This window comes from Halonatronum saccharophilum DSM 13868 (assembly GCF_000517025.1).
In the GTDB taxonomy this organism is placed as follows: Bacteria; Bacillota; Halanaerobiia; order Halobacteroidales; family Halobacteroidaceae; genus Halonatronum; species Halonatronum saccharophilum.
On sequence record NZ_KI912095.1, the window covers coordinates 231017 to 254968 of the forward strand.

General features: G+C 33.6%; 18 protein-coding genes. All 18 read left to right on the forward strand.

The features are described 5' to 3' along the window. Window positions 1–105 precede the first annotated feature (105 nt). The 18 genes from HALSAC_RS0108265 (at window position 106) to HALSAC_RS0108350 (ending at window position 23651) form a co-directional block, all read left to right on the forward strand. On the forward strand, window positions 106–1395 hold the full coding sequence (locus tag HALSAC_RS0108265) for an ABC transporter substrate-binding protein (protein WP_027339868.1): 1290 nt from the start codon (window positions 106–108) through the stop codon (window positions 1393–1395). A 61-nt stretch (window positions 1396–1456) separates the two neighbouring features. Next, a complete protein-coding gene (locus HALSAC_RS0108270) occupies window positions 1457–2443 on the forward strand; it encodes a carbohydrate ABC transporter permease (protein ID WP_027339869.1) in 987 nt (328 codons plus the stop codon). 17 nt (window positions 2444–2460) lie between these two features. Then, window positions 2461–3294, forward strand: coding sequence for a carbohydrate ABC transporter permease (locus HALSAC_RS0108275; protein WP_245579446.1), 834 nt, complete (start codon window positions 2461–2463; stop codon window positions 3292–3294). 293 nt (window positions 3295–3587) lie between these two features. Then, window positions 3588–6326 (forward strand): GH36-type glycosyl hydrolase domain-containing protein, encoded by a 2739-nt coding sequence (locus HALSAC_RS0108280; protein WP_027339871.1) that lies wholly within the window; start codon window positions 3588–3590, stop codon window positions 6324–6326. 66 nt (window positions 6327–6392) lie between these two features. Beyond that, the gene (locus HALSAC_RS0108285) at window positions 6393–6818 is read left to right on the forward strand and encodes a hypothetical protein (RefSeq protein ID WP_035571545.1); all 426 of its coding nucleotides are present in this window, start codon (window positions 6393–6395) and stop codon (window positions 6816–6818) included. A gap of 120 nt (window positions 6819–6938) precedes the next feature. Beyond that, window positions 6939–10199: a hypothetical protein gene (locus HALSAC_RS0108290; RefSeq protein WP_027339873.1), complete on the forward strand. Its 3261-nt coding sequence runs from the start codon at window positions 6939–6941 to the stop codon at window positions 10197–10199. A gap of 122 nt (window positions 10200–10321) precedes the next feature. Continuing rightward, window positions 10322–11692: a glycoside hydrolase family 30 protein gene (locus tag HALSAC_RS0108295; protein ID WP_027339874.1), complete on the forward strand. Its 1371-nt coding sequence runs from the start codon at window positions 10322–10324 to the stop codon at window positions 11690–11692. Between the two features lie 693 nt (window positions 11693–12385). Further along, complete coding sequence (locus HALSAC_RS0108300) at window positions 12386–13636, forward strand: glucose-1-phosphate adenylyltransferase (RefSeq protein WP_027339875.1); 1251 nt, start codon at window positions 12386–12388, stop codon at window positions 13634–13636. A gap of 130 nt (window positions 13637–13766) precedes the next feature. Continuing rightward, entirely contained in the window at window positions 13767–15212 is a 1446-nt protein-coding gene (glgA, locus tag HALSAC_RS0108305) for a glycogen synthase GlgA (protein WP_027339876.1), read from the forward strand. 230 nt (window positions 15213–15442) lie between these two features. Next, window positions 15443–16315, forward strand: coding sequence for a Rossmann-like and DUF2520 domain-containing protein (locus HALSAC_RS15435; protein ID WP_051412149.1), 873 nt, complete (start codon window positions 15443–15445; stop codon window positions 16313–16315). 2 nt (window positions 16316–16317) lie between these two features. Beyond that, window positions 16318–17121 carry a 3-methyl-2-oxobutanoate hydroxymethyltransferase gene (panB, locus tag HALSAC_RS0108315; RefSeq protein ID WP_027339877.1) on the forward strand — a complete coding sequence of 268 codons (804 nt, stop codon included), beginning with the start codon at window positions 16318–16320 and terminating at the stop codon, window positions 17119–17121. 280 nt (window positions 17122–17401) lie between these two features. Continuing rightward, window positions 17402–18247 carry a pantoate--beta-alanine ligase gene (panC, locus tag HALSAC_RS0108320; RefSeq protein WP_027339878.1) on the forward strand — a complete coding sequence of 282 codons (846 nt, stop codon included), beginning with the start codon at window positions 17402–17404 and terminating at the stop codon, window positions 18245–18247. A 2-nt stretch (window positions 18248–18249) separates the two neighbouring features. Then, complete coding sequence (gene panD, locus HALSAC_RS0108325) at window positions 18250–18600, forward strand: aspartate 1-decarboxylase (protein ID WP_027339879.1); 351 nt, start codon at window positions 18250–18252, stop codon at window positions 18598–18600. A 220-nt stretch (window positions 18601–18820) separates the two neighbouring features. Next, on the forward strand, window positions 18821–19348 hold the full coding sequence (locus HALSAC_RS0108330; RefSeq protein ID WP_027339880.1) for an ECF transporter S component: 528 nt from the start codon (window positions 18821–18823) through the stop codon (window positions 19346–19348). A gap of 74 nt (window positions 19349–19422) precedes the next feature. Beyond that, on the forward strand, window positions 19423–19884 hold the full coding sequence (locus HALSAC_RS0108335) for a hypothetical protein (RefSeq protein ID WP_027339881.1): 462 nt from the start codon (window positions 19423–19425) through the stop codon (window positions 19882–19884). Between the two features lie 80 nt (window positions 19885–19964). Next, window positions 19965–20705 (forward strand): NAD+ synthase, encoded by a 741-nt coding sequence (locus tag HALSAC_RS0108340; RefSeq protein WP_027339882.1) that lies wholly within the window; start codon window positions 19965–19967, stop codon window positions 20703–20705. A 114-nt stretch (window positions 20706–20819) separates the two neighbouring features. Continuing rightward, a complete protein-coding gene (locus tag HALSAC_RS0108345; protein WP_027339883.1) occupies window positions 20820–21596 on the forward strand; it encodes an IclR family transcriptional regulator in 777 nt (258 codons plus the stop codon). A 27-nt stretch (window positions 21597–21623) separates the two neighbouring features. Beyond that, on the forward strand, window positions 21624–23651 hold the full coding sequence (locus HALSAC_RS0108350; protein ID WP_027339884.1) for a sigma 54-interacting transcriptional regulator: 2028 nt from the start codon (window positions 21624–21626) through the stop codon (window positions 23649–23651). Window positions 23652–23952: the final 301 nt, after the last annotated feature.

Here is a 23952-nt window from a genome sequence, read left to right on the forward strand (position 1 = left end):
GATATATTTTTACGCTTTTCGGGAGCGCTCCCGAAAAGCGTAAAAATCCCCTCATCATAAGATTGTTCTTAAAAACTAATAATATTAATTAAAGGGGGATTTTAAATGTTTACTAAGAAGAATATAGCTATTTTAGTAGTGGTAATTTTGTTAATTGGTACTATGGCATTATTGAGTAACCGTAGAAGTAGTGATACTGCTGAAGATAATGGTGCAACAACTGATGGTGTAACAACAATTAGAGTAGCTGCTTTTCCAGATCAAGATTCAGGGTTTGAGGCTATTTTAGATGATTTTCATGCTGAACATCCTCATATTAAGGTCGAATTAGATATAAATGATTTTGACAACCATCATCAAGCGCTATTAACTCAAATAGCTGCAGGTTCTAATGTTCCTGATGTAGCTAATATAGAGATTCAATTTGTTGGTGATTTTGTTAATAGAGGTGGTTTTGTAAATCTATTAGAAGAACCTTATAATGCAGGAGAATTTGAAGATGATATTATTCCTTATAAATGGGCACAAGGTACTAATGAAGCTACAGGAGAATTGATTGCAATGCCCTTAGATGTTGCTCCCGGAACTATTTTTTATAGAAGAGATCGTTTTGAAGAGTTAGGTGTTGATGTAGAAGATTTAAATACTTTAGAAGATTGGATAGAAGTAGGGCTTGAATTTACTGAAGGCGAAGATGATCGATGGTTATTCCCAGATGCAGCAATAATCTATGAGATGGTAAGAAGAAGTGGAGAAGAGCAATTCTTTGATAATGACGGAAATCCTATAGTAACTTCTGATAAATTTGTTAGAGCTTTTGAATTAGCAAAGCAGATTAGAGATTTAGGATTAGATGGTCAGATTGGTGAATGGAGTAATGAATGGTATGCTACATTTGAAGAGGGAACAGCTCTTGCCCATGCTTCAGGTGCTTGGCTAGGAGGGCATATCCAAAATTGGATGGCACCTGAAACTGCTGGTAAATGGGGAGTAACTAACTTGCCAGATGATATGTATGTCAACTGGGGTGGATCTTTCTTAGCAATTCCAGAAGATGCCCAGAACAAAGAAGCAGCTTGGGAATTTATTGAGTATGTAACGACAAATGTAGATGTACAGATAAATCAATTTGAGGCTGCTAATATATTCCCTGCACTAGTTGATGCCTTTGACCATGAAGTTTTTGAAGAATCAAGCGATTTTTATAGTGGTCAAAATGTAAGACAATTTTGGTTAGATTCAGCTAAAAAAGTACCAGCAGTTAATACAAATAGGTATGACACAATAGCACAAGATGCTGTTGGGGCTGCTTTGACTGAGGTCTTAGAAGAAGATAAAGATATTATGGAGGCATTAGAAGAAGCTGAAACTTTAATTAAGAGAAGAATGAGATAAATAATAAAACAATTAAACAAGGAGCTATATATAGCTCCTTGTTTTAAAAAGGAGGAATAGAATGAATTCTAGTGATATTAAAACAAATAAAGTTACTTCTGATAAGACTAAAAATAAGAAGACAGATAGATTTAGATTAAGCATAAAAAGTGCTCCATATGTATTTATATCTCCGTTCTTTATACTTTTTCTAATATTTGGAGTATTCCCTATTTTATACTCTTTCTTTTTAAGTTTTCATTCATGGGATGGAATAGGACAGATGGAGTTTGTAGGTTTATCTAATTACGCTTATGTATTAAATGATGATTGGTTTTGGGAATCAGTTAAGAATACCTTTATTATATTTATTTTAACAACTATTCCACAGCATATTATTGCATTGTCATTAGCTTTTGTATTAAATTCTGGATTTGTAAAAATGAAAGAGTTCTTTCGAGGATCTTATTTTTTACCTTATATAACATCGGCGGTAGCTATTGCTCTTGTATTTGATGTTATATTAGGCCATAGATCAGGTCTTTTAAATGCTATTTTAATTCAGTTAGAAACATTACCACCTTTTGCATTTTTATTTGATAGTGTGGGGTTAGATCTTCCGGTGAGGTGGCTAGCAGAGGCTAGGTGGATTAGATTTTCCATTGCTGGATTGGTTACCTGGAGGTTTACCGGTTGGAATATGTTAATATACTTTGCTGGGCTACAGAATATACCAAATTCTTTATATGAAGCTGCTGAAATTGATGGAGCAAATAAAAGACAAGTTTTCACTAATGTTACTCTTCCATTATTGAGACCTATGATATTCTTTGGAGTAACTATGTCTATAATAGGTAACTTGCAGTTATTTGAAGAACCATTTATTTTAGTCGGTGGAGATGGAGGAGCTGGTCGTGCTGGTATGACTACTGCAATGTACTTGTTTAGAACTGGTTTTCATTGGAGACAGTTTGGTGAGGGAAGTGCTATGGCATATATTTTAGCTATATTTATTGTTATTTTAAGTTTAGCAAGTAGAAAAATATTCCACAAGGAAAATGATCTATAGAAAGGTGGAGGTGTAAATTGAAAAATTCTATTAGAGGTAGTATAAAGAAATCATTATTATATATTGTTTTATTCTTAGGGGTTTTAATTACTTTTTTTCCTTTTTTCTATATGTTTGTCCTAGCAACTCGAAGTAGAGCAGAGATTTTTTCTTCTACTCAGACCTTATGGTTTGGAGATCACTTCATTAATAACTTGCAGATTTTAAGAGATTCAGTACCGATTTTTAGGAATCTATTTAACAGTATATTTGTTGCCACTATAGGTACGGCATTTACTATGTTCTTTTGTGCGCTAGGCGGATATGGATTTGCCAAGTATGATTTTAAATGGAAGGACAAATTATTTTTCGCTATGTTAGCAACAATGATGATTCCAGGATTGCTATCTATTATACCTTGGTTTATTATGATGAATTATTTTGGTTGGATGGATACCTTCTACCCATTCATCATTCCGGGTATAGCTAATGCTTTTGGAATATTCCTAATGAGACAATTTATGGAATCTATACCTGGTGATATTATTGATGCAGCAAGGATAGATGGGTGTGGAGAATTTGAAATTTTCTGTAGGATTATTCTCCCAATTAGTAAAACAGGATTAAGTGCGTTAGGTATCCTGACCTTCTTAGGATCTTGGAATGCCTTAATGGGTCCTTTATTAATCCTTCAAAGTGAAGAGATGTGGACTTTACCAGTAGCATTAACAAGATTAGCAGATAGTGCTGGAGTCGATTATGGAGCTACAATGGTAGGAGCTTCAATAGCTGTTGTACCTATCATAGTAGTATTTGTTATAGGATCTAAAAAGTTTATGGCTGGAATGCTTGAAGGAGCTACAAAGGGCTAGTAACTATTTTCATTATAAATATTAAAGTTAAAAACATTAGTTTTATTAGTATGTTAAATTAAATTTAAAAGTGGCTAATAAAAAATGATAAGCATTTTTACTAATTATACTGTAGCACCTTTTAATATGCTTATCAAGGAATTATGTACATTCAATTTATACAATTTAATAGGGAACTTTAGTCTTTAAAATTATATCGTTTTTAGCTAATTATGAAAATAATTTAGATAATTATTCATTACCTTGGTAATTAAAAAGTACCCTATTATAAATTTCAAAGGGAGGAATAAAGTATGAAAAATAAAGGATCTAAAGGGTGGGAGTTTATCGGTGAGAATGGTGAGTTTAAATTAGAGGGTGCTAATAATAGTAGCTATCTATACTTTCCATTAGCTAATGAAGCAGGAATGATGTCAGCCATTACACCTTCATTGCATGGTGATATTAAGACTGGACAGAATACCTTTGCTATGATGCCAGTATCTCTTGAAGATCTGCATAATACAAAATCGGCTAGGAACTTTTGGGTGTTAGTAGATGGAGAAGAGCCTTGGTCGGTAGCAGGTAATTCTTCTAAACAGATGTCATTACAGTTTAATGAAGATAAGAGTGAAGATGTAAATCTAGAGGCTGGAATGTTATGGCATAAAGTTAGTAGAGAAAATAAGAGATTAGGTTTAAAATCAGAGGTAACTAGTTTTGTACCAGCTAATGACGAAACTGTAGAGCTAATGAAGGTTAAAATTGTTAATACAGGGGCCAACGCCAAAAAGTTGACTCCAACAGCAGCTATGCCTTTATATGCTCGTTCAGCTGATAATTTACGTGATCATCGCCATGTGACTTCTTTATTGCACCAAATAGAAACAATAGACAATGGTGTTGTTGTTAATCCTACACTATCATTTGATGAAAGAGGGCATAAAGAGAATAATGTTTCCTACGGTGTTGTAGGTGCAGATGATAAAGGCAACAAACCAATTGGGTTCTTTCCTATACTAGAAGATTTTATAGGAGAAGGAGGAAATTTAGAGTGGCCAGAAGCCATTGTTAAAAATTCCAAGGACTATAATAATTCAGGAGAGAAGTTAGAAGGTTTCGAAGCTATAGGTGCTCTAAGATTTGAGGATATTACTTTAGACCCTGGAGAAGAAAAATCATATGTTATTGCAATAGTAATTGATGAGTATGGAAGCTCTTTGAAATCTGTAGCTCAAAAATATTGTACCCAAGATTTCTTTGATAAATATCTAGAAAAGAACAAAGAGTTTTGGCAAGAAAAGATTAATACAGTACAGTTTAATTCGGGTGATAAAAACTTCGATCAATGGATGAAGTGGGTTACTATTCAACCTATCTTAAGAAGAATTTATGGCTGTTCTTTCTTACCTAGTCACGATTATGGACGTGGGGGAAGAGGATGGAGAGATCTATGGCAAGATTGTTTAGCTTTATTATTAATGGAATCGGATAGAGTTAGAGATTTATTATTAAATAATTTCGCCGGGATAAGGATAGATGGTAGTAATGCAACTATTATAGGTTCTAAACCAGGAGAGTTTATAGCAGATAGAAATAATATTAGTAGGGTATGGATGGATCATGGTTCTTGGCCTTTCTTAACTACTAAATTATATATAGACCAGAGTGGAGATTTAGATTTCTTATTAGAAGATCAGAGTTATTTCAAGGATGCTCAAGCTCATCGCTCTAATAAGATAGATAGAGACTGGACTGATGAAGAAGGGAATAAATTATTAGATGGTAATGGAGATATTTATCAAGGAAATGTTATAGAGCATATCTTAGTACAACATTTGACCCTATTCTTTAATGTAGGAGAAAATAATAATATGCTGTTAGAAGGTGCTGATTGGAATGATGGTCTTGATATGGCTGATGAGAAGGGTGAGAGTGTAGCTTTTACAGCTTTATATGCTAGTAATTTATTAGAGATGGCTAAATTATTACGTGATTTAGCAGCGAAGAAGGATATTGATAAGGTAGAAATTGCCAAAGAGATAGGAGTATTATTTGATACCTTAAATGGTCAGCTAGATTATAATTCTGTTGAAGCTAAGCATAAATTGCTTGATCAATACTTTAGTAGTTGTGAAAGAAGAGTTTCAGGAGATAAGATATCACTTTCAATTGAAGAGGTTGCTGCTGATTTAGAGAGAAAAGGAAGTTGGATTATTAACCATCTTCACCAGAATGAGTGGGTAGAGAATACGGAAGGTTTTGAGTGGTATAATGGCTATTATGATAATGACGGGAAAAAGTTAGAAGGAGATCATCCAACGGGTACTAGGATGACTTTAACTGGTCAAGTATTCCCTATTATGGGAGGGGTAGCTACAGAAGAGCAGATAGAAAAGATTGTAGCTTCAGCTGATCATTATTTGAAAGATAATAGTGTAGGTGGCTATCGATTAAATACTAACTTTAAAGAGATTAAAACCAATTTAGGAAGGTTATTTGGTTTTGCTTATGGCCACAAGGAGAATGGCGCAATGTTCAGTCATATGGCTGTAATGTATGGTAATGCTCTTTATCAACGTGGTTTTGCTAAAGAAGGGTATGAAGTTTTAAGTTCAATTTATGAACACTGTAAAGATTTTAAAACAAGTAGAATTTATCCAGGAATTCCCGAATATATTAACGAACGTGGTCGAGGGTTATATCATTATTTGACTGGATCAGCCAGTTGGTTACTATTAACAATGGTGACTCAAGTCTATGGAGTTAGAGGAGAGTTAGGTAATTTGGTAGTAGACCCTAAATTATTGAAAGAGCAATTTGATGAATTCGGGAGCGCTACCATAGCTACTATATTTGCTAATCAGGAATTGAATCTAACCTATAAAAATGAAAATTATCTTGAATATGGAGAGTATTCAATTGAATATATTGAAATAAATGGAAGAAAAATTGATTTTGTGAATAAAGATAACTTTGCAATAGTTGATAAGAGTTTGATAAAGGAATTATCAAGGGAAGGGTCTACTGAGATAGAAGTGACTCTTGGCTAATATAGAAATTATCAGAGAGGCTTAGATGATAACTTTAGGTTAGTAGAAGAGGGAGGTAGTTAACCTGTGACAATCAGTAAAGATTTACTAGAAGTAAAGGAGTATACGAGTGAAGGGTATAAGCCTGTGGTTGATTATGATCAATGGAGAGTTGCAGTTTTAAATTATTGTGATGAACTCCTTCCAGAAAAGATAGATAAAATGCAAAAACATGACCAAACTGATGAGGTATTTGTTCTCTTGAAAGGACAATGTATCTTATTTATTGGAGAAGGTGAAGAGGATATAGCTGATATTCACGGAGAAGATATGGAGCCTTTTAAGTTATATAATGTAAAACGGTCGGTCTGGCATACACATACTCTCAGTGAAGATGCTATGGTATTAATTGTTGAAAACAGGGATACTAACTTAGATAATTCACCTGAAAAGGATTTGAATGAAGATCAAAGGAGTCAATTAGTAGAATTGACTCAGAATCTATGGAAATAAGCAGGCGCTATTCAATACAGTAATTAAATCATTAATGAATCTACGAAAATATAATAACTTTATACAAAACCAAGGGTATTGAATAGAAATTTCTCTGCCCTATATAAGGAGGTAGTTCAGATGAGTCAAGAGTTTTCATTAAACAAAAAAGGTCATTTTATAATAGATAATTACCAAAACAAACGTACTTTTGCAAGTTTCTTACCTGGAATCGCTGGTAAATTAGGAATTCCTATCTGGGCTTTTTATGTTAATCGCGGCCAAGGAATCGCTAGCTTTGGATCTAAGGATAAGGATAATCCGATTATGGAATTTTATCCGGCTAATAAATCTTATCAAAATGTTCCAACTAAAGGTTTTAGAACTTTTATTAAGCTAAGAAGAGGCTCAGAAGAGACTGTTTATGAACCATTTAGAAAGTTGAGTGAGGGTGTTTCAACTAAAATGACAATTGCTCCTCATGCATTAACTATTGAGGAGGAGAATTTAAATTTAGGCATAAAGGTTAAAGTAAATTACTTTATTATGCCTAATGAGGATTTTGGTGCTTTGGTTAGGAGAGTAAAAGTAAAGAATATTTCTGACAAAGAGCAAGAAGTTGAAGTCTTAGATGGTATGCCTATACTGGTCCCTTATGGTATAGTAAATGGGGCTTTAAAAGAAGTTAGTCAGACTGTTTCTGCTTGGGCTAAAGTTTATGCTTTTGAAGATAGGACACCTTTTTATAGGTTGCGTGCCTCTGCTAAGGATGAAGCAGAAGTTAAGCAGATGGATGCTGGAAACTTCTATATCTCCTTTAAAGGGAGTAGGGAGGGCAACGAGTTGTTGGCCCCTATTGTAGATCCAGAGGTTGTCTTTGGCGAAATGACCAGTTTAGAGGATCCATTAGGATTTATGAGAGAAGAGTTGGTAGATTTCAAAGGTGAACAGATTTTAGAGAATCGTTTTCCAAGTGCAATGGCTGCTACAAAAGGTCTATTATCTTCAGAAGAGGAGTTAGAAATCAATTCAGTCTTTGGTCACCTTGCTGATCAAGATAGACTTGTTGAAGTTAAGGATAGAGTTCTAGCGGATGGTTATCTAGGTGAAAAAGAGATTCAGACTGAAAGCATACACAACTATTATGCAGATCATATATTTACTGTAAGTAATGAAGAGACTCTTGATGCATATACTCGTCAAACATTTATGGACAATTTGCTTAGAGGAGGATTTCCTATCAGCCTAGGAAGTGAAGGGAAAGAAAAGACTTATCATATCTTCTCTCGTAAACATGGTGATTTAGAGCGTGATTATAATGATTTTCTATTAGAGCCAACTTACTATTCACAGGGTAATGGTAACTTTAGAGATGTAAATCAAAATCGCCGTTCTGATAACTTCTTTAATCCTAAGGTTAAAGAAGATAATATTAAGGTCTTTGCTGATCTAATCCAGGCTGACGGTTATAATCCATTAGTGATTGAAGGAAGTAAATTCTATATTCCAACAACACAAGCAAGAGATGTGGTATTAGCTGAAGTTTCTGATGAAGGTAAAGAAGAGTTAGCCAAAAGGCTAGAAAAACCTTTTACTCCAGGAGAAATTGCTGTATTTATTGATAATCTTGATATAGATATTAACTTAGAAACAGAAGATTTTATTGATTTAGTTATTGATAATGCCCATTCTTGGACAGTGGCTAAGTATGGTGAAGGATATTGGATTGACCATTGGACTTATACCTTAGATTTAGTGGAAAATTATTTGGCTGTTTATCCTGAAAAGCTAAAAGATTTATTATTTGATAACAGCTATACTTTCTATGATAACTTTACTAAAGTTTTGCCAAGAAGCCAAAAGTATGTATTAACGGATAATGGGCCAAGACAATATGAATCTCTTCATGAGGATGAAGAGAAAGAAAAGTTAATTGCTAATAGAGGATATCTTCCTTATTCTGTAAGGACTGACAAAGGGAGAGGTGAGGTTTACTATACTAATCTGATTGTAAAATTACTTGCTTTAGCAGTTAATAAAGTCTCTGCTTTAGACCCATATGGTATGGGAATTGAGATGGAAGCTAATAAGCCTGGTTGGTATGATGCCCTTAATGGTCTACCTGGACTCTTTGGTTCTGCTATAGCAGAAAACATTGAAACAAAGAGAATTATAGAGTTCTTAAATGATTCTTTGGAAGATAGTGATGATTCTATTAAATTACCTAAAGAGCTTTATAGTTTTTATCAAGGTATTGTAGAGGCCTTAGATGCTTGGAATGAAGATAAAGATAATTTCAAATACTGGCAAGATGCTACTTCTTTAAGGGAAGATTATCGTGAAGAAGTATTTATGGGCTTTGCTGGAACAGAAGAAGAAATTTCTATAAAGACTCTTAAAGAGTTTCTTAATAAAGCTTTAGATAAATTAAATTACGGAATTGAGGCTGCTAAGGAAGAGGACACAGGGTTATTTACAATGTACTTCTCCTATGATGCACTAGAGTATGAAAAGACTGGTGAGACTTCTTCTAAAGGGTTGGCCCATGTAAAGGTCAAGAAATTCAAACAGAATAGATTACCTGCATTCTTGGAAGGGCAGGTAAGGGCTATGAAGGTCTTAAAAGATAAAGAAGAAGCACGCAAATTACACCAAAGTGTTCATAATAGTGATTTATATGATCAGCCGTTAGGTATGTACCGAGTTAATGGTGACTTAAGTGATGAAAGCTATGAAATTGGTCGAGCTAGAGCATTCAGTCCAGGATGGTTAGAGAATGGTTCTATTTGGATGCATATGGAGTATAAATACTTGCTAGAATTATTGAAAGCTGGATTATATGATGAATATTATCAAGCTATTGATACTGCTTTAGTTCCTTTCCAAGATCCTGAAGTCTATGGCCGTAGTATATTAGAGAATAGTTCCTTCATCCTAAGTACACTTAATGGTGATAAGAAGAATCATGGTCGGGGATATATTGCTCGTCTAAGTGGAGCTACTGCTGAATATATCAATATGTGGTCGCTTATGTGCTTTGGTACTAATCCATTTACTGTAAAAGGTGGAGATATAGTTTATAAACCAGAACCAGCATTATCTAGTAACTTATTTACTACTGAAGCCAAAACTGTAGAAATTCAAGTTAGTGAGACTCAAAGTAAAGAAGTTGAAGTTCCAGCTAATAGTTTCACTTATCGCTTTTTAGGTGAGACTGTAGTACAATATCACAATCCTAATCGAGCTAACACATTTGGTGAGGATAAGGTAGAAATTCAAAATTACAAACTATTTACTAAAGATGGTGAAAAGCTTGTAGTGGAGGACTCAGAAGTTAGAGGTCATCTTGCTGAGAAGATTAGAAAAGGTGAGATGAGCAGAATAGATATAGTTTTAGAGTAATTTTACTAATGAAAATAGGTTGTGAAATACTTTTAACTATTTGGCAACCTATTTTTATAATAAGAGCTTAATATTTAAACAATTTAAATTGATAATAGTTTAAAAAAGGGGGGCTTTAAAATATGAAGTCAGATAAGATAAGAGTTATTCAAACTGCCAAAGGTACAGATGACAAGTTAACAGAGAAGAAACCCTTGGCTTTGAAGGAAGATGTGCACAGTAATTTCCCTGTTATAGAGGTTGATAAGGGGAAAAAATTTCAAGAGATAATTGGTTTTGGTGGATCGTTTACTGAAGCTGCTTCATCTACTTTAGATCAGTTAAGTCCTAAAAAGAGGCAAGAAGCAATAGATGCTTATTTTCATCCAGAGAAGGGTATTAATTATACTTTCTGTCGAACTCATATCAATAGCTGTGACTTTTCATTAGGCAATTATGCTTATACTGAGACTCCTGGAGATGTAGAGTTAAAAGACTTTACAATTGAAAGAGATAAGCAATCTTTGGTTCCGTTGATTAAAGATGCTCTTAAGACTAAAGGAGAAGATTTTAAGTTATTTTCTTCCCCATGGAGTCCTCCAGCTTGGATGAAGACCAATGAGAGGATGAATAATGGTGGAAGCTTAAAGGATGAATATAAAGAAGTGTGGGCCAAATACTTTGCTAGATATATTAAAGAGTATAAGAAAGAAGGTATAGATATCTGGGGTCTAACTATTCAAAATGAGCCAATGGCTACAACCCCTTGGGACAATTGTATCTATACTGATGAGCAAGAGAGAGACTTTGTTAAGGTTCTTGGCCCTACATTAAAGGAAGAAGGTCTAGATGATGTCAAGATTATGGTTTGGGATCATAATAAAGATATTATGAAACCTAGAGTAGATACTATTATGTCTGATCCTGAGGCTGCTAAATGGGTTTGGGGGGTAGGCTTTCATTGGTATGGATCTGAAGATAGTAAATCGGAAGTAAATAATGATGTTCTAGACTATACCCATGAAACTTATAATACAAATTTAGTCTTTACCGAAGGGTGTAATCCTTATTATGGTATAGAGGGAGATAACCTAATTGGTGAATGGTGGACTGGTGAGAAGTATGGTAGGCATATTATAGCCGATTTAAATCACTGGACAGTAGCTTGGTGTGATTGGAATATGTATTTAAATGAAGAAGGTGGACCAAATCACGTAGGAAATTTATGTGATGCTCCTATTATGGCTGATAGAGATAAGGATATTCTATACTATAATACTCCTTATTACTATATGGGTCACTTTAGTAAATATATTCTTCCAGGGGCAAAAAGGGTTGAGTGGAAGTCTGAAGTTGAAGGATTACTGGTAACAGCTTTTGAGAATACTGATGAATCTATTGCTGTAGTAGTAATGAATGAGTCTGATGAGGATAAAATATTTATTCTTAAAGATGGTAATAAAGGGGCTGAAGTAACAAGTCTAGCCCATTCAATTCAAACCTTAATTTATTAGGAGATAACTTATCCTGAATTATTTACGGTAATTTAAAGAACAATGCCTAACTTATTATAGTTACTGCATTTTTGATTATTTTTTCTTTTACTTAAAAAGTGATGCTAAAATCGTAAATTTAAATACTACAACTTATTTGACAAACATCAATATTAAAGTTATAATATTATTGGAATTATATAGTCTCGATTACATAGAATACCTATTATAAAAAAGGCTTCAAAAACTCTTTGAAATAATAATTATTTCAAAGAGTTTTTGAAGTAAATAGGTTTAGTAAAACTTATTGATTATTCAATAGTAAGTTTATACTTATCAATGTTTAATTGGGCTAAATTTAGAAAAATAAAGGAGGTGTTGAATCCAATGTCTTATATAGGTAAAATGAGAGCAGTTATTTTTTTATGCTAAATATGAAAAAAATAACATATTTTATATTTTATAATATTATTAGTGATCTAATCTAAAACATCTAATACTTTAGATTAGTTGAAATATTAACTTTAAAATTGTTTGTTATTCTTTAATAACAAACGTTAGTGATATAACATTTAGTGTATTTATAGAAATGTAGGTTTTTTTAAATATAAATAAAAAGTTATAAAGCAATAACTTTTTATTACTTAAATCTATAACATAAGTAAGTTTGATTGTTTGAAAAATAAGTTTATAAGTTTAGAGGAGGGCTAAATAATGAAAACTTTAGCAGTGATTTTAGCAGGAGGAAGGGGAACAAGGTTAGATTTATTATCTGAGCATAGGGCAAAACCTAGTGTTCCTTTTGGAGGTAAGTATAGAATAATTGATTTTACTTTAAGTAACTGTATTAATTCATCGATTTATAATGTAGCAATTCTAACACAATATTTACCAATGTCGTTAAATAGTCATATTGGAATTGGAAAACCGTGGGATTTAGATCGGAGGTTAGGAGGAGTTACAGTACTGCAACCCTATACAGGAAGAGAAGGGGGTTGGTATGAAGGGACTGCTCATGCAGTTTATAGAAATATAAACTTTATCAAAAGTCAGAACCCTAAATATGTGATTATACTTTCTGGAGACCATATCTATAAGATGAATTATGATGAAATGATATCTTATCATAAAGAAAAGGGAGCAGATTTGACTATAGCAGCACAACAGGTTCCAATAGAAGAAGCTCATAGATTTGGAATTTTAAACCCTGATGAAGACATGAAGATAGAAGATTTTGTAGAAAAGCCAGAAGATCCATCAAGCAACTTAGCTTCTATGGGGGTTTATGTCTTTTCAACTGACGTCTTAGTTGATTGCTTAGAAAGAATCTGTGATTCTGACAAACATGATTTTGGTCATGATATAGTGCCAGATATTATTGAACAAAATAATGCTTATGTTTATGAATATGGTGGGTATTGGAGAGATGTAGGAACATTAGAGTCATATTGGAGGACTAACTTAGAATTGACTAATATTGTACCCAAAATGAATCTTTATGATAAAAATTGGAAGATACATACAAGAAGTGAAGAGCAGCCACCAGCTAAGTTTGGTTATAATGGTATTGCAATTAAGAGTTTGGTCTCCAATGGTTCGATTATAAATGGTCGAGTAGAAAATTCAATTATTTCACCAGGGGTAGTAATTGAAGAGGGAGTTCTTATTAAAGATTCTATAATATTTAATGATACAATAATAGAGAAAAATTCAATCATTGAAAAGAGTATAATCGATAAAAGGGTAGAGATAGGCAATCATTGTCACATTGGTTATGGGGATGACTTTACTAATAACTTTGAACGTCCAAATATATTACAAAACGGTTTGAACATAATTTCTAAAGGGGCCAACATACCTTCCCATACTATAATTGGTCGTAATTGTAGGATTGCTTCTTATGTGAAGAAATCCGATTTTAATTCTAAAAATATATCTAGCGGTACTACAATTAACGCAAAATAGTTATATAAGATAAATAATAGTAGAGCTATAGATATCTATAGCTCTACTAAAAATCTTTTCGAAAAGAGGTTTTAGAGAACTTAGTAGAAAGGTTTGAATTATAACCCTAGCAAATTTAGGAGGTTTTTAAATGTCTAAAAAGATGAAAATATTATTTGTATCTTCTGAGGTTTCACCCTTTGCTAAGACTGGTGGTCTGGCAGATGTGGCTGCTTCTTTGCCTAAGGCAATTGGAGGTTTAGGCCATGATATTAGAGTTGTTATGCCTCAATATGGATTAATTGATGAGAAGTATAGAAAGAGTTTAGAAGATGTATTACATTTTAGAACCAATGTAGCTTGGAGAGATAATTATGTTGGCGTTAAAAAGTTAGAAAAAGATGGTATAATAAACTATTTCATAGATAATAAAAGCTATTTCGATCGTGATAATATGTATGAAAATTATGATAGGGATGTACAGTTTGCTTATTTTTGTCGGGCTGTTTTAGAGATGTTGCCTAAACTTGATTTTAAGCCAGATATTATTCACTGTAATGATTGGCAAACAGGACCCTTAAGTATTATGTTAGAAGATAATTATAAAAAATATGAATTTTATGAGGATATTAAGACGGTTTTTACAATACATAACTTGCGTTATCAAGGTACTTTTTCTAAAGAGGTTATCGCAGATACTTTAGGAATTGATTTTAAATATTGGGATCTAGGAGTAATTAGGCATAATTGTTTAGTTAATTATATGAAGATGGGAATAATGAACTCTGATTTAATTACAACTGTAAGTAAAAGATATGCTCAAGAGATTAAAACTTCAGAATATGGTGAAGGTTTAGATTATGCCATTAGGATGAATGGGGATGATGTATATGGTGTTCTTAATGGTTTAGATTATGAAGAGAATAATCCTAGCAAAGATAAGAGAATTTATTTTAATTATAATAAAGAGGATTTATCAGGAAAATATAAAAATAAAAATAAATTACAAAAAGAGATGAACCTTCCTCAGAGAAGAGATATTCCACTTATTGGCTTAGTTTCAAGGTTAGTAAAGCAGAAAGGAATAGATTTAATAGAATCTATAGCAGATCAATTGTTGAGTAAAGATATACAACTTGTAGTCTTGGGAACTGGTGCCAACGAATATGAGAAATTCTTTAAGGGTCTTGAAGAGAAATACCCAAATAAGGTTGCAGCTAATATGAAGTATGATGGTGATTTGGCCCAGAAAATTTATGCAAGTAGCGATATGTTTTTGATGCCTTCACAGTTTGAGCCATGTGGATTGGGACAACTTATTAGCTTAAGGTATGGCACAGTACCAATCGTTAGAGAGACAGGAGGGTTAAAAGACACTATCAAAGCATATGACCCTAAAACAGGTGAAGGAAATGGATTTACTTTCATTAACTATGATTCTAAAGAGATGTTAGATGAAATAAATAGGGCAATTAAGTTATATACTAAGAAGAAAAAATGGGAATTATTGGTCAAAAAAATCATAGGCTATGATTTCAGTTGGGAGAATTCAGCTAAAGAGTATATAGAGTTATATTCAAATTTAGTAAGGGGTTGATTTTTGTCTTTACTGGCTTTACCATAAAAACTTGCGTTATAGATAATAAATTAGTATAATAAAGATGAACTTAAATATTCGCTTGGATCCCGAAGGGACTGAGACGGTGATTTTGAACTTAGGATAGCTATGACTAGCTATCTCTATATACTATTGTCAAAAAACCTCTCTAAACCTTTGGGTTAGAGAGGTTTTTTCTATTTAAAATCTGTTAAAAGGTGGGTATGTAATTGGATAAGGTAGTGATTATTGGTGCTGGTAAGGTTGGCAAAAGTATCGGTTACTTATTAAAGGATAGAGGTTATAATATCTTAGGGTTTATAAGTAAGACCCTAACTTCGGCTAAAGAGGGTGTGGATTTGCTAGGAGGGGGGATAGCTTCTGTTGGATATGATAAATTTATAGAAGAAGCAGATCTAATAATTATTGCTACGCCTGATGATATCATTGAAGTAGTTAGCAAAGAACTATTGACTGTAGATCAGATTAAAAAAAGTTCTACTTTAATTCATTTAAGTGGTTCTTTATCCTCAAAGGTATTATGTGATGAGGATCTTCCTTGTGGGAGGTTATCTCTTCATCCTTTACAGGCAGTAGCTTATGTGAGAAGTGGGATTAAAGATTTACCTAAAGCCTTCTTTACCTTAGAGGGTAATGATTTAGGTTTAACTAAAGGAAGAGAGATTATGAAAGCTTTAGGAGCAGATTATAAGGTGATAGAGAGTAGTGATAAGGCTGCCTATCATGCATCTGCAGTTATCGCCTCTAATTATCTTGTGGCAATAATTGATATGGCTATGAAGATCAATAAGAGTCTTGGTATTGATGAGGAGGAGGTCTTAGAGGGGATATTAAACCTCTCTGAAGGAAGTTTAGAGAATATAAGATCCTTAGGAACCCAGGAAGCCTTGACCGGGCCAATTGCTCGTGGTGATTTTATGACGATCAAAGGTCATTTAGAGGCTTTGGGGGATATATTAGATGATGATGAAATAGAATTATATAAGAGGTTGGCCTCTTATACAGGTAATTTGGCTTCAAGAAAAGGTAGTCTTGCAAAAAAAGATGTTGAGTCACTAAAAGAGATATTAAGGAAGGTGTAAAGATGAAAAAGGTAAGTGTAAGTACGTTGGCAAACAAGAAAGAGGCTGGGAAGAAGATTAGTATGTTAACGGCTTATGACTATCCAACGGCTAAGTTAATAGACCAGGCAGAGATAGATATAGCCTTAGTAGGAGATTCCTTAGGTATGGTCTTGTTGGGCTATGAAAACACTCTAAAGGTTACTTTGGATGATATATTACACCATACTAAGGCGGTAGCTCGTGGGTTAAAAAAGGCTTTCTTAGTAGCAGATATGCCCTTTGCTTCTTATAAGATGGGAGATATAAAGGAGACAGTTAAAGGTGCAGCCCGTTTGGTCCAATTAGGAGGTGCAGAGGGTGTTAAGTTAGAAGGTGGTAGAGAGATAATTGACGAGGTAAGAGCAATTATCAAGGCAGGGATACCTGTAATGGGCCATCTAGGTCTAACCCCCCAATCAGTTAAGCACTTTGGCGGCTTCAAGGTACAGGCAAAAGAGGAGGAAGCTGCTAAGACACTCTTAGAGGATGCTAAGATATTAGAAGAAGCAGGAGTCTTCTCCTTGGTCTTAGAGTGTATTCCTGCTCCTTTGGCTAAGAAGGTAAGCCAGAGTTTATCTATTCCTGTTATTGGAATTGGTGCCGGAAAAGGCTGTGATGGTCAGGTCCTTGTTAACCAAGATCTTTTAGGTGTTAGCAATGATTTTAAACCTCGTTTTGTTAGAAGATATGCTAATTTGAATGAAGAGATGTTAGATGCTTTTAAGCGGTATAGAGAAGATGTGGAGCAAGGCAATTTTCCTAATGAGGAAGAAAGTTTCCTTTAAGAGTAGTTTTCATCACTAATGAACATAAATATTCACGAATAAAAGATTAAAAAACTTATATTAATACTTTTTCAAACTAAAATACCTAAATTATATTATAATATAGTCAACTTCAACCTTATCACTAGATTTTAATAATAAATTAAATAGATTTTGAACTATATTAGTGCCTATTAGTGTTGATTAGTGATTCCAAAAAAGACCTTGAACTTTTTGCTTTTTATTTTTTAAATGTGACACAGACACTGACACTAGTATAAAGCTAAAGGGGTGAATGAAATTGAAGGTAGCAAAGAGGATAGAAGAGGTTAGAGAATTTATATTAGAGAAAAGGAACCAGGGCCAACGAATAGGTTTTGTTCCAACTATGGGTTATCTACATCAAGGTCACCTCTCTTTATTGGAAGAGGGGATAGAGGATAATGATATCTTGGTCTTGAGTATCTTCGTTAATCCAACCCAGTTTGGAGAAGGCGAGGATTATGAGGATTACCCTCGTGATTTAGATAGAGATCTAGAGTTGGCCAAGAAGGTAGGTGTTGATCTAGTCTTTATACCAGAAGTAGATCAGATTTACTCCAAGCAGTCTGCAACGACAGTTAGGGTTGAAGGGTTAGTTGATGGGCTTTGTGGAGCATCAAGGCCAGGTCATTTTGATGGGGTCTGTACAATAGTGACTAAGCTCTTTAATATAGTTAATCCCCATAGAGCTTACTTTGGCCAAAAGGATGCTCAGCAGTTGGCAGTTATCAAGAGGATGGTTGAGGATTTAAATTTTGATATCCAGATAGTGGGTATGCCTATTGTTAGAGAAGAAGATGGGTTAGCTTTAAGCTCGAGGAATAAATACTTAAGTAAAGAAGAGAGGAAAGCCGCTTTAGTATTGAGTAGGTCTTTGGAGTTGGCTCAAGATCTTATTGGAGATGGCCAGAGAAGGGCCAACATTATAAAGGAAGAAATGAGAAATATGATTGAGAAAGAAGATTTGGCTGAGATTGATTATATAGATATAGTCAATCAATTAAATTTAAAGAAGGTTTCAAACCTAGAAGGGCCAACGTTAATAGCGCTGGCAGTTTATATTGGTGAAACTAGGTTAATAGATAATTTGATCTTGGAGGTGTAACAGTGTTTAGGATAATGCATAAATCAAAGCTTCATAAGGCTAGAGTAACAGAGGCAAACCTTAACTATGAAGGAAGTATTACAATTGATGAAGATCTAATGGAAGAAGCAGATATCTTTGCTAATGAAAAGGTGCAGATAGTCAATAATAATAATGGAGAAAGAATTGAAACTTACGTAATCCCTGGTGAAAGGGGTTCTGGAGTTATCTGCCTTAATGGAGCAGCAGCAAGAAAAGCAGAAGTTGGAGATACAATAATAATTATCTCCTATGGCTTAGTAGATGATAAGGAAGCAAGGAGTTTGAATCCGAAAGTAGTTATGTTGGATGAGAATAATCGAGTTGTTAGTTAATAGTAATAAAGCGGAGCTTTATTACTAGTGATGAGTAATCAGTAATGAGTAATGGGTAAAACCTTAAGAAAACACAAACCCCTTTGTTTCCTAAGACTTATAAGAGGTTTTGAGATTTTGACTTTACTCATTACTCTTCACTCATTACCCATTACTAGTGGTACTTAATTACTATTCAGCTTCACTTTACACCAGAAAATTTTGAGAGGATGATATAAAGATGAAATTTAATCTAAGTATTAGACAGATAACGGTGATTGGACTATTAAGTGCAGTATCTTTGTTATTAGGCTCAACTCCACTAGGGATTATTCCTGTGCCAACGCCAGCAGGTGCGGCTACGATTATGCATATTCCAGCTATTATAGGTGGAGTTATAGAAGGGCCAATGGTTGGTGGATTTATAGGGCTTGTATTTGGTATCTTTAGTTTTTTACGAGCCTCATCACCGTTAGTAGCTGATCCGATAGTTGCTATAGTACCTAGAATATTTATCGGAATTTTTGCAGCTTATAGTTATAGGTTATTTGAGAATAAGTTTGTAGGTGCAACAGTATCTGCTGTAGTTGGAACCTTTACAAATACATTAGGTGTTTTGATACTAGCAGTTATTAGAGGCCTTTTACCGGCAGGAGCTGCTTTAGGAATTGTGGTTACTCATGGAATTCCTGAAGCTGTCTTAGGTATATTGGTAACTATTCCTGTGGTTAAAATACTACAAAGAAGCGGCTTTCAAGAGGAGAGATAATAATAAAAAATACTAAATAAGAATAATGAAAAACCCCTTTTTGTGATATTCTAATAACAAAAGGGGGTTTAATAATGAGTAAATTCTATAATACTGATGATAATGATTATGGGCAAGAGATAGAATTTAATGAAGTAGCAGAGATGTTAAACTCATTGGTCTTAGGCGATGGTTATGGTGTATTAGTAGATTGTATTATACCTAAGTTGAGAAGGTTAGGCTACCCCTATGGTGTTTCTAAGCCGATTCCTTTATTGAAGGCAATTGATCTAAAAGACTCTTTAATGTTAGTGATGGTCGAGTATAAACTTTATGTCCCAGATGCAGAGAATGATGAAGAGTTGGCCCTGGAGATAGATAAGTCTAAATTTAAGACTTTTAAGAACGAAGATAAAGAAATTAACTTTCTTTATGAAGATAAAGAAGAGATTAGAATTGATTTACATAATAGTTTTGATTTTAATTATGATCTAGAAGAAGATAATTCGATACCAACAATATCATTAATTGATTGGGCTACAAGTCCTTTTATTTGATTGATTTTAAATATTGGATAAATTATGTTATAATGATGGTAATCAAGTAGCTATAAAAATTTTATGCTTTGGAGGAGAATATGTTAGAGAAATTAGATAAAGATTATAATCAAATCATTGATAAACTTGTAGATTGGATAAAGAAGAAGGTAAATGATGCAGGTTGCAAAGGGGTGGTTCTTGGATTAAGTGGTGGAATCGATTCAGCAGTTACAGCTGTTTTATGTAAGAGGGCATTTCCTGATAGTACTTTAGGTTTGATTATGCCCTGTTATAGTAATCCTGAGGATAAAAATGATGCTAAATTATTATCAGATAAATTTAATATAGATTATAAGGTGATGGATTTAAGTAAGACCTTTGATCAGATGGTTGAGTTAATTGGAGAAGGTAAAGAGGTAGAGGAAAACCTTAATTTAGCCAATATTAAACCTAGATTAAGAATGACTACTTTGTATTACTTTGCTGGTCAAAGAAATTCATTAGTAGTAGGAACTGATAATAGAAGTGAGTTGAAGGTTGGTTACTTTACTAAGTATGGAGATGGTGGAATTGATATAACTCCTCTTGGTAATTTGGTTAAGTTGGAGGTAAGAGAAGTAGCTAGGTTATTAGATATACCAAAAGAGATAATTGAAAAAGCGCCTTCGGCAGGTCTATGGTCAGGTCAGACCGATGAAGATGAAATGGGAGTAACTTATGAAGAATTAGATAAGTATATCCTAACAGGTGAAGCTCCTTTTAATGTAAAAGAGGTTGTTGATTCTTTATCAACTAAGAGTGCTCATAAATTACAGACACCACCAGTACCTAAATTTTAAGATCAATTTAAATATAAACTATAGTCTTAAGTTAATTAATAAAGCTAGATGCCAGGTGTGAGAGCACTTGGTATTTTTCTATACAAAGGATAATTAAATAGTGGGGGGAAGTTAATGGCTAAGAAGGTTGTTCAATCAGTAGATAGGGCTTTAAATATTTTGGAGATATTAGTAGAGGCAAAGGATCCTATTGCCTTAAGTGAGATAAGTGAGATGGCTGCTTTAAATATTAGCACTGTACATAGGCTCTTAAACACTTTGATTTATAGAGGCTTTGCAGCTCAGGATGAAGAGAGTGGAAAGTATAAGTTGGGTTTACGAATATTTGAAATTGTTAATACTTTAGGTGATTCAATCAGTTTAAAATCTGTGGCAAGGCCTTTTCTAAAGGAGATAGTTGAAGAGTGTAATGAAACGGCTAACTTGGTTGTTTTGGACAAAGGACAAGTTCTTTATATTGATCAAGTAGAGTCAACTAATATGGTTAGGATGTTTGCTAATATTGGAAGTAAAGGACCCGCTCATTCTTTAGGGGCAGGTAAGGTTCTTTTATCATCTTTAACAGAAGAGGAGTTAGATGAAGTTCTAGAAGGGATTGAGCTGACTCAATTTACTCCTTCAACAATTACCAGTATTGAAGAATTAAAGAAGAATCTTAAACAGATAAGAAAGCAGGGTTATGCAATAGATTTTGAAGAGATGGAAGAGGGGGTAAGGTGTGTAGCTGCACCAATAAAGAATGATCAAGGGGATATTATTGCAGCTATAAGTGTGTCAGGGCCAAATATTAGAATTACTGACCGTTATCTTTTCAACAAGTTGATCCCCTTAGTTACTTCTAAGGCTGAAGAGATATCAAAAGAGGTTGGTGGCTTAAGTTTAGAAATTTAATTAACTTTTAATATAGGAGGTTCTGAGATGATAAGTAAAGAAAGGCTTATCTTTGAACATAGGAAGGGCTTGCATGCTAGAGTTGCTGCTTTGATTGTAAGGGAGGCTAATTATTTACAAAATACCTACAAGGCAAAATTATTTATAGGAAAAGATGAAGATAATTTATTACCTGCTACTTCTTTGATTTCAGTTGCTTCTTTGAACATAAAGTATAAAGATGAATTCTTGGTCTGGAGTAAGGGTGAAGAATCTATAAAGCCTTTACAAGAATTTATCAATTTTTTAAAAGGCGAATTTGACTTAGAGGATGTTAAGACCAGAGATGAGGTGGATAGACTATTACAAGAGGTTGCTTTAACTATGGACAAGGTCTTTAGCAATATAGCAAATGGTGTAATTATTGTAGATAGAGATGGGGTAATAACAAGTTTTAATCCTGCAGCAGCAAAGATAACTGGCCTACTCCCAAATCGAGTTATTGGTGAGGATATAAATTCTGTAATTGCTAATTCTAAGTTGAAGTCAGTTATTGAATCTGCAACACCTCAAATTGGTCAGCGCCAAGAGATTGGTGCTTCATTGATAATTACAAATAGAACTCCTATTTTATCAGGTAATAAGGTTATAGGAGCCATTGCAGTCTTTCAGGATATCTCTACTTTAGAGCGTTTATCTGGAGAGTTAAAGGAGGTAAAACGGCTAAAAGAGAGGTTGAATTTAATCTTAGAATCTGTACAAGATGGGATCTGTGTTATTGATAAAGATGGTAAAATAGATTACTTGAACTCTAGTTATGCCCAAAACTTTCAAATAGATATTAAAGAAGCTTTAGGTAAGAAGGTAGAGGATGTGCTAGGTAAGTCCTTTAGCTATGAACTATTGAATAAGTGTGAAGATAGAGAAGGGATAGTTAGTAGATTAGGTGATGATTTAGTTATTATATCTAATGCATATCCAATTAGGGTAGATAATGAAGTAGAAGGCTTTGTTCTTCTTTCTAAGAAGAAGGTTGAAGTAGAGAAGATGGCTCATAGATTAAAGGAGCTATCTGCTAAAGCAGAGTATCTAGAAGAGGAATTAAAGAGAGAAAGAGGGGTAGATAAAGCCTTTGAAAGGATAATAGGTAAAAGTGGATCTTTAAAAGAGGCATTAGTAAGGGCTTCTAAAGCATCTGAGACGTCTTCTACTGTCTTAATTAGAGGTGAAAGTGGTACAGGAAAAGAGTTGGTGGCAGAAGCAATTCATTATGGTAGCGTTAGAAAAGAAGAGGCGTTTATTAGAGTTAACTGTGCAGCAATACCAGCCAATTTAATTGAAAGTGAACTTTTTGGTCATGAGAAGGGGGCTTTTACTGGGGCTATAAGGAGAAAGATCGGTAAATTTGAGTTGGCCCATAAAGGGACTATTTTTTTAGATGAGATTGGAGAACTTTCTACAGAGTTACAAGTGAAATTACTTAGAGTTTTACAGGAACGTGAATTTGAAAGAGTTGGTGGGGTTGATAAGATATCTGTTGATCTTAGAATTATTACAGCAACCAACAGAAATCTAGAACAGATGATGAAAAATGGAGAGTTTAGAGAGGACTTATATTATAGATTAAATGTTATTCCTATAATATTACCACCTTTAAAAGATAGAAAATCGGATATACCGTTATTGGCTAATCATTTTTTAGAAAAGATATCTAAAAAATTAGGTAAGGATGTTGATACAATTTCCCAAGAGGCCTTAAATCTTTTAAGAGAGTATAGTTGGCCCGGCAATGTTAGGGAACTTCAAAATATAATTGAACGGGGAATAAACTTTACAGAAAATAAGATTATCGATTCTAAAGATCTTCCTGCTTATATTAGAAGTAGTTATAATAGGGGAGAATCTTTAATAAATTTAAAATCTAATGAAGAAGTTGCTACTTTAGAGGAATATGAAAAGGAGATTATAAAGGCTGCGCTGAATAAATATAATAGCTTTAATGCAGCTGGTAAGGTTTTAGGTGTTACTCATAAGACCGTTGCAGCTAAAGCGAGGAAATACGGATTTGTCGATTGATCCTTGGTAAAAAAGATCAAGCTCCTTGGTAAAAAAGATCAAGAAACTTTCTACTTAAGTTCTGCACTTGTATATAATCTTCTTTTTTATTCTTGAAATTTTTAAAACGACAAATTAAAAATCATTTTAGGCTATTTAAAACTCTTTTTAGCTCTATATGGCTTTTAAATTGATTTAGGTTCCAATAAGTAATTTTTCCTCAATTAAAAACTGCTATTTGATATTTTTGAGGATTTTTTGCTGTTTTGGAATAGTAATTGCATTAATAATTAAGTGAAAGTATGGGAATTATAATGCTAAG

What these genes read in the sequence shown, in the direction of transcription:
- HALSAC_RS0108265 (WP_027339868.1), top strand. Translation starts at nt 106, where the DNA reads ATGTTTACTAAGAAGAATATAGCTATTTTAGTAGTGGTAATTTTGTTA.
- HALSAC_RS0108270 (WP_027339869.1), top strand. Translation starts at nt 1,457, where the DNA reads ATGAATTCTAGTGATATTAAAACAAATAAAGTTACTTCTGATAAGACT.
- HALSAC_RS0108280 (WP_027339871.1), top strand. Translation starts at nt 3,588, where the DNA reads ATGAAAAATAAAGGATCTAAAGGGTGGGAGTTTATCGGTGAGAATGGT.
- HALSAC_RS0108290 (WP_027339873.1), top strand. Translation starts at nt 6,939, where the DNA reads ATGAGTCAAGAGTTTTCATTAAACAAAAAAGGTCATTTTATAATAGAT.
- HALSAC_RS0108295 (WP_027339874.1), top strand. Translation starts at nt 10,322, where the DNA reads ATGAAGTCAGATAAGATAAGAGTTATTCAAACTGCCAAAGGTACAGAT.
- HALSAC_RS0108300 (WP_027339875.1), top strand. Translation starts at nt 12,386, where the DNA reads ATGAAAACTTTAGCAGTGATTTTAGCAGGAGGAAGGGGAACAAGGTTA.
- glgA (WP_027339876.1), top strand. Translation starts at nt 13,767, where the DNA reads ATGTCTAAAAAGATGAAAATATTATTTGTATCTTCTGAGGTTTCACCC.
- panB (WP_027339877.1), top strand. Translation starts at nt 16,318, where the DNA reads ATGAAAAAGGTAAGTGTAAGTACGTTGGCAAACAAGAAAGAGGCTGGG.
- HALSAC_RS0108330 (WP_027339880.1), top strand. Translation starts at nt 18,821, where the DNA reads ATGAAATTTAATCTAAGTATTAGACAGATAACGGTGATTGGACTATTA.
- HALSAC_RS0108335 (WP_027339881.1), top strand. Translation starts at nt 19,423, where the DNA reads ATGAGTAAATTCTATAATACTGATGATAATGATTATGGGCAAGAGATA.
- HALSAC_RS0108340 (WP_027339882.1), top strand. Translation starts at nt 19,965, where the DNA reads ATGTTAGAGAAATTAGATAAAGATTATAATCAAATCATTGATAAACTT.
- HALSAC_RS0108345 (WP_027339883.1), top strand. Translation starts at nt 20,820, where the DNA reads ATGGCTAAGAAGGTTGTTCAATCAGTAGATAGGGCTTTAAATATTTTG.
- HALSAC_RS0108350 (WP_027339884.1), top strand. Translation starts at nt 21,624, where the DNA reads ATGATAAGTAAAGAAAGGCTTATCTTTGAACATAGGAAGGGCTTGCAT.